Genomic DNA, 12,812 nt, shown 5'->3' on the forward strand with positions numbered 1-12,812 from the left:
TAAGGAAAACAACATGGATGCAAAAGGCATAAAGCAGCTTATCGACAAACTAAATGGCCATACTGCAACAGCACTTGAGTCAGCAGCAGGGTTTGCGAGTAGTCGTAGTCACTATGAAGTGTTACCTGAACATTTATTAATTAAGTTGATGGAAGAAGGCAGTAACGGCGATTTAGAGCATATTTTTCACTTTTTTAATATTAATCAAGACGCAGTGTGGCATGAGCTGCTCGACTTTTTAAACCGCCAACCAGCGGGTAACCAAAGTAAGCCTGTTTTTTCTCGTCGACTTTATGAGTGGCTTGAGCGTGCTTGGTTAAGTGCAAATGTGCAGCACAAAAGTGACTGGATCACTGGTGCTGCGTTGATCGATGCCTTGACTGAGTTATTGCCGTACAGCCCAGTACTGCAATTGCCAGCGTTACTTGAAAAAATTGACGCCCGTTTCATGGCTGAAAACCTCGATAAGCTTTGCCAAAACTCTAGTGAGCGATTAAATCCACAGGCAAAGCAAAGTGCCCCGCAAAATGCTACTGACAAGCAAAGTGGCCAAGGTGGTGCCCTTGATGAATATTGTGAAGATCTGACCGAAAAAGCAAAACAAGGCAAAATTGACCCTGTGCTTGGTCGCAACGACGAAATTCGTATGATGGTTGATGTACTTTGTCGTCGTCGTAAGAACAACCCAATTTTAGTGGGTGAACCAGGGGTAGGTAAAACTGCAGTAGTTGAAGGATTTGCTCAGCGTATTGTTGATGGTCAGGTACCTGATGATCTCAAAGGTGTACGATTACTGGTGTTAGATATGGGCCTATTGCAAGCTGGTGCAGGGGTTAAAGGTGAATTTGAACGCCGTTTAAAAACAGTGATCGATGAAGTAAAAAACTCAACCACCCCTATCATCATGTTTATTGATGAAGCCCACACATTGATTGGTGCTGGTGGTGATGCTGGTATGAGTGATGCGGCTAACCTGCTAAAGCCTGCGCTTGCCCGAGGTGAGTTACGCACAGTTGCTGCAACCACTTGGAGCGAATACAAAAAATACTTTGAGCGAGATGCTGCACTTGAGCGCCGTTTTCAGCTTATTAAAGTTGATGAGCCAACGGAGCAAGCTGCTCAGTTGATGTTAGCGGGTTTGAAAGATAAGTATCAACAACATCACAATATTCAAATTACTGATGATGCAATAGAAGCAGCGGTGGTCTTGTCGTCGCGTTATATCACGGGTCGTCAACTACCAGATAAAGCCATTGATGTGCTAGATACGGCTGCGGCAAGAGTCCGAATGTCGTTTGCTACCGACCCAGCTGCCATTGAAGCTGAGCGAGAGCACATTAATTATCTAGAAACACGTATCCAAAGCATTGCAGCAGAAAGCGAGCAAGGTTTGGCGGTTGATATGGACAAATTGCTGCACTTACAACAAGAACTAAATGCAGCGCAGAATAACTTAGCAGCATTGACCAGTGCGCGTGAGTCACAAATTTCGACATTAGGTCAAATCAATGAATTTAAGCAAGCTAATTCGCAAAATGAATTAGACAGCAGGGTGTTACTTAGCTTACGACAAACGCTAAAAGAGCAAAACACACAAAATAATGGTCTTTACAGCGAAGTGGATGCCGATGCCGTTGCGCAAATTATTTCGCAGTGGACAGGCGTGCCCGTTGGCGCGATGGTGAAAGATCAAATAACCAATTTGATCACTCTTGAAAAGGTCATTAGCCAAGAAGTGATAGGTCAGCAATCTGGCATTGCAAAAATAGCCCAAACGTTGCGCGTAAGTAAGGCAGGCATAAGCAATGAATATGGACCGCTTGGTGTGTTTTTATTAGCAGGCCCTTCTGGGGTGGGTAAAACCGAAACTGCACGATGTTTAGCCAAGCAATTATTTGGTGGTGAGAAGTTTTTAACCACCATTAACATGAGCGAGTATCAAGAAGCGCATACAGTATCGCAGCTTAAGGGTTCGCCACCGGGATACGTTGGCTATGGCGAAGGCGGGGTATTAACGGAGGCTGTAAGGCAGCGTCCGTACTCGGTGATTTTACTCGATGAAGTAGAAAAAGCGCATAAAGATGTACTAAACATGTTCTATCAAGTTTTTGAGCGTGGCAGTATGCGCGATGGCGAAGGTCGCGAAATCGATTTTAAAAATACCGTGATCATCATGACCTCAAATTTAGGGTCCGCTGAACTTATTGACGCTTGCACGCCACCCAATGTTATTGATTTAACTGAGCCGACTGACGATGAACATGCCGACATTGAAAATCAAGACCAAATCAATGCAGCATTGAATAGTGAACAAGCCCCTTTAAATGAAGATGGCAGTCCATGGCAAGTTCCTTCAATTACAGCACTAACAGAGCTAATTAAGCCGCAGCTACTGCAATTTTTTGCCCCAGCACTGTTAGCGCGAATGCAAGTTATTCCTTATTTAGCGCTAGATAAAGAGGCACTGCAATCAATTGTCAGCTTAAAACTAGACGGTATTGCCAAACGTTTAGCGAATAATCACAAAATGCAGCTGCGTGTAGATGAAACAGTACTTAATAAACTGACCGAACAATGCCAGTTATCAGACAGTGGCGCACGCATGGTTAACGCTGTGATTGAGCAGCAAATATTGCCTGGCATTGCTAAATCAATTTTAGAGTTTATGGCAGAGGATGATATGCCAGATATTCTCACCTTAGCTGTTGATGAGAATGATGAAATTACCGCAACCTTTGCGGACCAAGCATAAAGGATTTGAACAATGGGATTCATGGATAGCCTAAATGAACTAAAAGCCAACACCAGTCATTTTAGTGTCAACGTGCAAGGATTGCCTGATGGCATGGTATCGGTGACAGATTTTGAATCAACTAATGACAGCCTGTGTGAAGACTTTTCGTTTTACATTCAAATTTTAAGTCAAGAACACCTCAGTGCTGAAATGCTGTTAGGTAAAGACGCCAAGCTAAAATTAGTGTGGTCAATGACCGACCGCACTATTTCTGGTCTCATCAGTGCTTTTACTGCCCATGGGCAAAGTCATCAGGGTTATCACTATACGCTGACCATGAGTTCTTATTTAACCTTGTTAAAGCATCAGCACTCAAACCGTGTTTTCACCATGATGGATCCAGCTGCCATAGTAAAAAGCGTGTTTACTAAAGCAGGTTTTCCAATGCAAAAGTTTAGTATTCAAGCATCGGGACCAACCCTTGAAATGACGGTTCAATACAACGAAACAGACTATGAGTTTGTCACGCGTTTGATGCGTAAGTATGGCTTTGTATATGGCTTTGTAGAGCAAACAGAAGGTGATTGCACCTTCAAAGTCTGTAATAGCAGTAAAGACTTTTCCGGGCAATGCGATGATATAAGCCTGAGTTATGTGCCGCCATCAGGGCAAGTTCGAAATAGCGAAACCATTTTTGCAATAAGCCGTAAAGCACAGTTGCATCCACAAAGTGTGTCGCTTAATGATTACAACTACAAAGCGCAAGGTAACTTAAATGTGTCGACCGCAAATAATACCAGTTACCCAGGGTTTGGTGATGACAGTCATTATGCAGATAACTTTCCTAACGCCAATATAGGTAATTCGCTGGCGAAAGTACGTCAACAAGCGTTTGATTGTCAGCGTGAACAATTAATTATTGATACGGATTGCCGTGCCTTAAGACCCGGTATGTTGTTGACAGTGTATGACCACCCTGATCATAAAGGGCTGTATTTAATAACGCGTGTTGATCACAAAGGCAGCCAATCTGCGGCAGTAGAATATGGCTCGCAAGTTAAAGGGTTAACCTATAAAAACCAAGCCTATTTATTGCCTGCATCCGTTGAGTTTAGAGCTGAGCTGTCTCCTGCACGTCGTGTATTTGCAACATTTAATGCCACCATTGAGCAAGAGGTTGACGACGATGGCAATTACTTAGTGCGCTTACCGTTTAACCAAGACGGTGAAGGCCAAGAAAGCCGCCCAACGCGCTTACTACAGCAATATGGTGGCAGTGGCCATGGTATGCATTTTCCGTTAACGACGGGCACCGAAGTGTTAGTAACTGGCGAAAATGGCGACCTAGATAGGCCGATTATTTTAGGCGCGCTTTATAATCAGAGCTGCCCAAACCCGGTTACCAGCCAAAATCCGACAGAGAATAAGCTTGTTACCCGTGCTGGGCATAGCTTGATCATGGATGACAAAAGCGGTGAAGAAAAAATTAGCCTTGCAAATAAAGAAAATAAAAACCAATTGTTGTTAGATGCCACCGAGAATGCCCATCAAGCTACACTCAAATCAGTGGAAGGTGACGTTAAAATTTCAGCCAAAGAGAACCTACAGTTTGTTGCTGAGAATGACGCCATTTTTACCGCTGCCAACGATTTTACTAATCGTGTTGAGAACACCCTACAAGTTCAAACACGCGAGGGTGATATTAAGGTAACGGCTGCGGCTGACTTAACATTAAAGTCTGATGCCGATACCCGTATCGAAGCGACTGATGGCAGCAGCGAACTTAAAGCAGCGCAAGAACTTAAGTTGCAAAGTGAGCAAGATTTTAGTGTCTACTCGGTCGATGGCAACCTTGAGTTTCAAGCGCCAAATGGTGATTTGAACCTCTCAAGCGGAGCAAATATCACCATCAAAGGCGAAGGTCGAGGCTCTATCCAGCTTAGCCAAGGTGGTGCAAGTTTAGAGATTGATGCTGCGGGTAATTTAACTATCGATGCCACCAATATCACTCTATCGGCTAGAAACATTGCTATTAAAGGCAATGCAATAAGTAATAACTAATTTCAAGGACTGAAAATGACAGCCACAGTAACTCAGTTATTTGATCAACAACATAGTCTTGCAGAGGTCAGTGAAGTATCGCCTCAGGGCAAAGCCTTGAGCGTGATTATAAATCACATTCGTTATGATGTTGCTTTGCAAGCTGCCCATGTATCGTGTTGCAAAGTAGGTAGCCAAGTCGTGGTGCTACACAGTGAGCAAGGTGTCATTGTTACAGCACTTTTAGCCGCACCTGAACAATCTCCGGCGGCTCATATTAGCAACGAAGCAGGGCATATTATTATTGCCGCAGAGCAAAGCGTTAGCTTGCAAACCGCAAAGGGCAGCATCGAAGTATTTGCCGATGGCACTATCGTGCTTGAAGGCGAAGATATCACTGCAAATAGCCAACAAGACCTTACTTTGGCAGGTTGGCCGATTAGGCTTAATTAATATGTTTGCAGCGGTTTCTAAGTTAAAACAGCATCAACAGCGTGTTACTACCTTAATGGCGCACCGTGAAAAGCTCCTTGCGTCAGGGGCGTATAGTCTTGCAAGGCAAAAAGTGTTAGAGCATCAAGTGCTTAATCATCTTTATGTGCTGGCATCGCTTAAGCAGCAGTCACCGTGCGACTACTTCAATGGGAATAGCTTTAACGACCTTGCTGAACTTAGCTGTGATGATTTTTGTAAGCTCGCGTTAGCGAGCGAGCAACAGGCCATTTTTGCGCTTTGCGCAACACGTTTAATGGCTGCACCTGAGCAAGATAACAGTGACTATTTTTTAGCGCTTAAAAAGCAGCAAGCTCTGCCTGTTTATACTTTGTTATCGCAGCAACTTAAGTATTGGTCTATCCCAGAACAAAAAGCACTCAGAGCCACAGTGCTAGAGGGCAAAGAGTCATTACCGCAGCAGCTTAAAACTATTTTGTTTTCGCAGCCTTTAAATGATGCTGAGTTACAACAAGCACTCGCTCATACTGATTTTACTTTGGTATATGCCGCTTTAGTCAATTGCTATTGCCAAGGCGATAACAGCCTTAGTGATAAGTTGTTTAAAGTGTTCTCGAGTACCAGTGAGCCAGCACATAAAGCGCAGTTATTACAGTTAGCGGGGCTGGTTAACGATAGTCGCTGGCATGAGCCTTGCGCTTTATTTTGTAAAGCGCACCCAGAATTTTGCCAAACCGTATTAAGCCACTTTGTGTATAAATCAGCGCTGGTATTGGTGATAGAGCTTATGGGCGTTGCGCAAACACAGCAAGCAGCTTATCAGGCTTGGCTAACGTTAACAGATAGACCACTTGCAAAAGCAGAAGCCTTAACACTGGTAAGCACGCAAAATCAGCATCATGTGCAAGCCGGTATAAACTTGCATGATGCAGAGCATGTTAGGCAAGCACTGGCTTTAAGCAAAGGAGAGTGTGTTTTAAAAGGCGTGAGTTTTACAAAAGCGCAGCCAGAGCAAGGCTTAGCAGAATTTGCAGGCGAGATTGTACAGCGAGTATTTGCCCCTCAGTTTGAATTAACACTGGCCTGTGGCCTTTATCATACTCAGCAAACAGCAGTTCAGTGGCAAAAGTTAACAGCAGGAGCACAACATGCTGCATAACTTTACTCCTTGGCAAGCAAGCGTGTTCGAAGGTTGGCAAGCAGATGGCACTGCGTCTCATGTTGTTTTGGTAAAACAAAGCTTTGAGTTTGATGAAAAAGGCAATACCAGCTTAATGGAACCGAGTGTTGAAATCGTCATGGCCGACGAATATAGCGGTGATCCGACTAGCGAGCCGCTGGTGGCAGTGAATGAACAAGTGGCATTTAAGCAAGGTTTCGAAATGTATGGCAACTTTACTGCGTACCCGCCAAAGGGCAAAACTGCTCGTGTTATTGAGGTTGAGCTAGGTTTAGTTGAAAACGACACGCCTATAATTAAAAAGCGATTACGCATTACTGGCGAACGTGAATGGCGCCGTTCACTGCTTGGCCCTGTCGCAACAGATCCAAGCCCTATTACGCCAACAGCTATCTGTTATAGCCGCGCGTTTGGGGGCAAAGCACATCATGATCAAAACGTCTATAGCCTCGAAAACCCAATAGGCGTTGGCTTTAAACTGAAAAATAAGCACGCAGTAGGGCAGCTTTTACCTGCGATAGAGTATGCCAATGAGGTATTAAGAAAACCAAGTCATCAAGTAAGCGTTGCTGGCTTTTCGGCAATTCCGAGTCATTGGTCACCGCGTATAGAATTAATGCCAGAGATTGACGAACAAGCGCTCATGGCTGGTAAATACCCGTTCAAAACGTCATTGGCTAGCAACTTTTACAACACAGCACCCGCAGATCAACAAACAAAGCAAGTGTTTACAAAAGGCTGGGCGTTTTCTTTAAGCGGATTATATCCATTACAAGAATATGGCCAGCAACAAACTGTAGAGCTTCCTGTGCTTAAGCCAATAGTGCAAGTGGCTAATACGTTAACAAGGCATGATATCGACATGCACTGCGATACCTTAGTGATTGATTCGGACGCACAGTGCTTTTCGCTGTTATGGCGCGGACATATCAACAGTGACAATGTGGCAAGTAGCAGCAATATAATTGTAGCTGAGCAGGGAGGTAACGATGCAGTTTGATACTCTTTATCATGTTAATGCCGCGGGGTGTTATACCGAAAGTTTTTATACATCGGTGGCAAACCAAATGTTGTATTCAAAGCCAAGCAAAGCGCTGATCCGCTGTGATATTAGTTTAGATGCCCCATATGTATTTGTAGAACTGACTGAGCTTACAGGGCTTGATAGGCAAACTCGTTGCTTGCTAATTTTATCTCATATTATTGAAAGCATTGAGTTAAAAAAACTTTGTTGTTCATTTAGGGTCAACAAAATTCAGTTTATATTACCGCACGACAGTAATGGCGAGCCGCTGATTGATGATGACACATTAAGTGAAATACTGACTGATGCAATGCCTGAGCAAACACCTGCTTTTGAGCAGGTAAGCGATTGGCAGCTCGAAGCAACCGAACTCGATACCCTCGTAGTTGCCGTTGATTCTTGTAATAGTTTTGAATACGTGTCGGAGCAAGCTAAGCATCACACAGTACAAGTGGTAAATGGCCCTAGCGGCGTGATTAATGGCGAAGGTGGCTATGCGTTATTGGTACACAGACAAGGTTGTTTCAAAGCCACCACCTTCGATGAACCAATGCCTTCTAAGCTTAAAAAAGCAAACATACAGGTTAGTGATACCTTTATTTTTGCAGGCATGCAGTCATATGAATGGCAAAAACTGTGGTTTAGCTATACCCAAAAACACTATAAAAATGATGATGAACTAATAGAGTTTGCCGAACTAAATACCGTAATAGGTTATCAAGGCGTGGCAAACCAATCTGCGGCATTTGCATTAGCTGGAAGCTATTTGCATAACCCGCTGATGGCTGACACTGAACACGTTTTTGTGGTGTTCAATCAGCCAAATGAACAGCTATTTAAGATTTCAAGGAGTGAAAGCGAATGTCATATATAAATGCCATAGCTGGCAAACAATCAGGCAGCGTACAATACGACATAGACGCACTCACTGCTGACGTACGAAGCGGCGGTAGTGTTACATGGCGCCATAATAACCCGACATTACTTGGTCTAACCAACAGTGCGCGAAGCAATGGTGCGCTCGGCAAAGCCAATGGTATTGCTATTTTTGCAGACCGTTCTGAAGGCGAATCTGCTTTTTTAGATGAAATAGCCAGACCCAAGTACCGAGAGCATACACTTGGTGAAATGGTTAATCGGTTTATTCCAGATTACATTATTCCGCCACCGCAATGGGATAACGAGAAAAACCAGCCAATTCTGCCGTGGAACGAACCGCAGACCAATATGGACGTTAACAAACCAATTAATAACCCTCGTGCCTTTTTAGATTTAGTGTCGAATCATTTAGGTTGGCAACCAGGCACAGAGCAGCAACTGGTTAAAGACACTGAATCAGAGGCACCACAAACTGCTACAGTCTCAGGGCAAAATGTACTTATAAATGGCCGTACCGCCGTGCATAAAGATAGCGGTGGTAAGCTAACAACAATCGATGTGTGCTTAACCACAATTGTTCCGACTGTTGTACCCATTCCCTATGTAAATAACGCAAAATCTTCTGATATAACTGGGGTTGCTGGCTCAGTTAAAATCAATGGCAAAGGCGCTGCCACAATTAAAAGTAAATTCTCAAAAAGTAAAGGTGATAAACCCGGTGATAAAAGAGGGATTATAAGCGGAACGAACGATGGTAAAGCCGAATTTATCATGGGGTCATTTAACGTAATGATTGAAGGCAAACCCGCGGCTCGCCAAGGCGACCCGATGATATCAAATAATAAAAATACCCCACCCATGCCACTTATGCAGCCTAGCGGCCCCGCACCAAGGGGGCTTAGAGTGCAAGTTAGGGATAGTTTGCAAGCTGAAAATGCAGGGAAGAAGATCATAGTTAAATTATCTGGAGCAGAAAAGCTAGACGAAGATGGGGTAAATATCCAATGAGTGATTTAAGTGTCGCAGACAAAATCAATATAAAAAATGCCCACAGAGAACTTGTTTTTGAACGCCAATCAGATGGTACAAAAAATGTATCTCTGATGGTTAAAGATGAATCAGTTGATAGAAGTCAAAAAGGTTATTACAAAATTCCTTTGTATAAAGTGGATGCAAAAGAAGAAAACGACAATACAGCTGATATTGAACTGGTTCATATATTCCCCATTAGATATGCACATCCTGCTGATGAAATAGATAATCATAAAACGAATCTTAGAGATGGTTACTTATACATTTTTGTTGATGGTCATTTATGGCGTGAACTCAAGGTTACAACTGAGCAAAACGTGACACGTTTTAATGATGTTAATCTTGCGTGGCAAAAAGGCGTCATGACGTGGAAGCAAAATAAAGGTTACAGAGATGCAACGGGGGAAGAACTCAAAACAGTTATTGTGCCTCATAAACTTAATGGGCAAACCTGTGAGGTTCAAATAGCTTATTCAGAAGTGCAATGGTCTTGGAAGCAAATAGAGCTTTTTGGCGGCCTTAACCCCGAAGATCCAAGATTAAATTATGGCGAGCCAGTTAAACCCGGCGATAATAATAGCGATGCGCAAATATTACGAGGTGATAGGCTTTTCACGTTAGATAAACTCGGCGATTTTGAACAAGGTTATAATAGCGCCAAACTACCTAAGCATGTTGTGCTTGATGTTGTTAATCAAGCGGGTGTGTATTGCCCAGTTATTCCTGACCAGATAGGCAAAGTTCGCCAAGCCGCAGCGGATATTACATTAACGCGTTCAGTTATTAGTTCACTGCCGATAGAGCAAGTAGCTAATGGACAAATGGTGTCGAGTGTAGCTGAACTCACAAAAGAACAAAGGGGTCAGCTTGAATTAGCATCGTTTGTTCAACAAACCTTTTTTGCTTTTCCACAATCTGTTTCAGATAAGTTAGCAACCTATGGTGAAGACAGTGTTTCTGAACAAGAGCAAGATATTGCTGCTGATTATAAAAAATGGATAGATAACAAATTTGATAAAACAGCGTTCAGGAAATTTTTAGCAACTGCAAAAGTGTTCGAGTTAGGCGAATATATCAATGAATTAAGAGCCAATGTAAAAGATATAATAGAGGACGAAGATAGCGCTTCTAGTTTTTATCAATGTACAAGGGATTATGCATATCACACGGGCAATCGAAGGCTCGATATGTATCAACTAATGTGCGATGTATTAGCCCCACTTAAAGATTTAACGGCAGACTTGCTTCGTTCAAGCGTAGTGTATGAAAAAGACGCACAAAAGCTTAAACAAATAGACAGTAATGACTTAGGCCAGCATATCATTTTAAAGGTGTTAGGTACCCACCCTGAAGACACTAGTAATCGTGAAAATTTACTGAAACTACACAAGTTACTTTTTCCTGACGAAAAGTGCAGTAACCCAGGCTTAACTGACTACTTAAATTTTAGAGACCCTGACGACCCTAAAAATATCGATTTTGATATGGATGAGTTTTATGCCCTTGAGAGCAATGACGATGGGCTAGATGGCTATATTGAAGGTGATTTAACGCAAGTATTTAGGCGAAGCAGTCAAGCTGTATGGGGCTTTTTTAATATTATTATGGAAGTCCCCACTGCTACGTATTCAATGTCTCAAGGTAGCGGAACAATTAAAGATGTGTTTACTGCTCGCATGCAAAAGCAATCGAGCTTACAGCGAGAAAGTAATAATGTTCAGCGGCAAATAAAGAATTTAGAAGAACAGATAGAAAATAAACAAAACGAAATTAAAAGCTCTGAAAAATCACGCAATGAGCTAATTCAAGAAGCGCGTAATCAAGGGATTGATGGCGATGACATCACTGAACAATTAAACAGGCAACTGAAACAAAAAAATAAAGAGTTAGAACATTACAAAACATTACTTAAACAAGCAAAAACAAAAAGTAGTGTGACCCGCGCGCATTTATCAACCCTGAAAAGTGTTGGACTAGACATGCTTGATAGTGAGGCTCGTATTAAGTCAGTTGCGATGTCGTACAACCCGTATCAAAAAATAATGCATTTAGCGCATATGATCTCTGACGACTTGCTTGTTGAGATAGATATTGATGTAAACGACTATTATCAAGGCAACTTGCCCGATTCAGTTGTGCCGCTTAATTTTGACAGCCGTGCAAAGCGAGCTGAGCAACGCATTTTAGAGTTTAATAAAATAACCGAAGGCATAGATGAAGCATTAAGCCAAGGCAGTTACCCTGGTAATGGTGGAACGCGCCCAATAGTTAAACTTAAAGTTAACGATAAAGTAACCATACCCGCTCGGTTAGACCTGATTACAAGTTTAGATGGCTCTTTAAATGAACTTGAGGCTATGGTTACTAAGCAATATTACCAAGCAGACAGTGCCAGAGAAAAAGTAATAAAAAAAATGGTGGTGTTAGATAAGTCTAAACTTTCAGAGCTTAAAGGTGAATTAAAAGAACTACGTGATGATTTTAGAGAAGATGAAGTTAGGTTAAAAAAAGCAAATTGGGATTTAGCCGGTTATAAAGATCATAATAAGTCTCTCAAAAAATACGCACAAACAGCATTTGGTAAGCAGCAAACGGGTAAAGTAGGCTCAGCCAGTATTGGTGTATTGCCGTTTGTTTCAGGGTTAGAGGCCATTAACTTTTATACCGTCATAATGGGTGATGGCGTGAGTGCCATGGATAAAGCGTCGGCTACTTTAGATTTACTTGATGTAATGGTGAATATAGGTAAAGACCTTGTTGAGCGTCGTTATGGTATGCCAAGCTCAGGCCAGTTGATTCTATACGCTGATAATAAAGTACCTGCAAGTGAGTTTACTAAAAAAATCTTAAGAGGGAGGCTTAGTGTATTATCAGCAAAAGTAGGACTATTTTACACTGCAAACCTTTTTACATTAGTAGCTGGAGCGATTAGTACCTATGTGGCTGTAAGAGATGCTGTTAATGAATATAACAAGGGTAATGTGGGTCTTGCCACGGCTAACTCAGTAATGGCGTTAGGTTTTTTAAGTATGACCGCAGCCTCGGGCATTGCTATTGTCACCAAAGGGGCATCTGCCTTAATTGCCGTTTTTGGTATAGCAGGCTTAGTGATCATTCTCATTGCAGCAGGGCTTATTTATTATTTTAGTGAATCAGAGGTTGAAGCTTGGTTGCATGCATGCCCGTGGGGTAAGGCAGCTTTTATTAATGATGGTTCAACAAGTGTGCGAGCAGAACAATGGCGAAACCGCCCAGATTTAGCACTTCTTGATATATACAACGTACTTTACAAGCCTTATACAAAAGTGATTGCAAGCCACCTTGCTAAAACTATTTCAATTGGGCTATCTGCGCCTGTTGCCGCAGTTAATGACGGTGTCGATGCAAAACTTTATTGGCGAATGGTTAACCCTACTCATGCTAGTTTAATAGCACCATACCGCGGTTATGATGTTGAAGCTGCCAAAAAG

The 12,812-nt window shown here is 42.5% G+C and carries 8 protein-coding genes; all 8 read left to right on the forward strand.

The features are described from left to right. Positions 1–13: 13 nt before the first annotated feature. Positions 14–2,752 (forward strand): type VI secretion system ATPase TssH, encoded by a 2,739-nt coding sequence (tssH, locus tag L1264_RS17525; protein WP_199526693.1) that lies wholly within the window; start codon positions 14–16, stop codon positions 2,750–2,752. A 21-nt stretch (positions 2,753–2,773) separates the two neighbouring features. Beyond that, a complete protein-coding gene (locus L1264_RS17530) occupies positions 2,774–4,795 on the forward strand; it encodes a type VI secretion system tip protein TssI/VgrG (RefSeq protein WP_199526700.1) in 2,022 nt (673 codons plus the stop codon). A 15-nt stretch (positions 4,796–4,810) separates the two neighbouring features. Beyond that, positions 4,811–5,227, forward strand: a complete 417-nt coding sequence (locus L1264_RS17535) for a hypothetical protein (protein WP_199526694.1) — start codon at positions 4,811–4,813, stop codon at positions 5,225–5,227. Further along, entirely contained in the window at positions 5,154–6,386 is a 1,233-nt protein-coding gene (locus L1264_RS17540; protein ID WP_235404304.1) for a hypothetical protein, read from the forward strand. The genes L1264_RS17535 and L1264_RS17540 overlap by 74 nt, the downstream gene beginning before the upstream one ends. Beyond that, the gene (locus tag L1264_RS17545; RefSeq protein ID WP_235404306.1) at positions 6,376–7,407 is read left to right on the forward strand and encodes a DUF2169 family type VI secretion system accessory protein; all 1,032 of its coding nucleotides are present in this window, start codon (positions 6,376–6,378) and stop codon (positions 7,405–7,407) included. Before L1264_RS17540 ends, L1264_RS17545 begins: the two co-directional genes overlap by 11 nt. Further along, positions 7,397–8,305: a hypothetical protein gene (locus L1264_RS17550; RefSeq protein ID WP_235404308.1), complete on the forward strand. Its 909-nt coding sequence runs from the start codon at positions 7,397–7,399 to the stop codon at positions 8,303–8,305. Before L1264_RS17545 ends, L1264_RS17550 begins: the two co-directional genes overlap by 11 nt. After that, the gene (locus L1264_RS17555) at positions 8,293–9,318 is read left to right on the forward strand and encodes a DUF4150 domain-containing protein (RefSeq protein ID WP_199526698.1); all 1,026 of its coding nucleotides are present in this window, start codon (positions 8,293–8,295) and stop codon (positions 9,316–9,318) included. Before L1264_RS17550 ends, L1264_RS17555 begins: the two co-directional genes overlap by 13 nt. Next, on the forward strand, positions 9,315–12,812 hold a 3,498-nt coding region (locus L1264_RS17560; protein WP_235404309.1), incomplete at its 3' end, for a toxin VasX. The genes L1264_RS17555 and L1264_RS17560, both read left to right, overlap by 4 nt.

The sequence above is a fragment of the Pseudoalteromonas sp. APAL1 genome (assembly GCF_021532475.1).
GTDB classification, from domain to species: Bacteria; Pseudomonadota; Gammaproteobacteria; order Enterobacterales; family Alteromonadaceae; genus Pseudoalteromonas; species Pseudoalteromonas lipolytica_C.

What these genes read in the sequence shown, in the direction of transcription:
- L1264_RS17530 (WP_199526700.1), top strand. Translation starts at nt 2,774, where the DNA reads ATGGATAGCCTAAATGAACTAAAAGCCAACACCAGTCATTTTAGTGTC.
- L1264_RS17555 (WP_199526698.1), top strand. Translation starts at nt 8,293, where the DNA reads ATGTCATATATAAATGCCATAGCTGGCAAACAATCAGGCAGCGTACAA.
- L1264_RS17545 (WP_235404306.1), top strand. Translation starts at nt 6,376, where the DNA reads ATGCTGCATAACTTTACTCCTTGGCAAGCAAGCGTGTTCGAAGGTTGG.
- L1264_RS17550 (WP_235404308.1), top strand. Translation starts at nt 7,397, where the DNA reads ATGCAGTTTGATACTCTTTATCATGTTAATGCCGCGGGGTGTTATACC.
- L1264_RS17535 (WP_199526694.1), top strand. Translation starts at nt 4,811, where the DNA reads ATGACAGCCACAGTAACTCAGTTATTTGATCAACAACATAGTCTTGCA.
- tssH (WP_199526693.1), top strand. Translation starts at nt 14, where the DNA reads ATGGATGCAAAAGGCATAAAGCAGCTTATCGACAAACTAAATGGCCAT.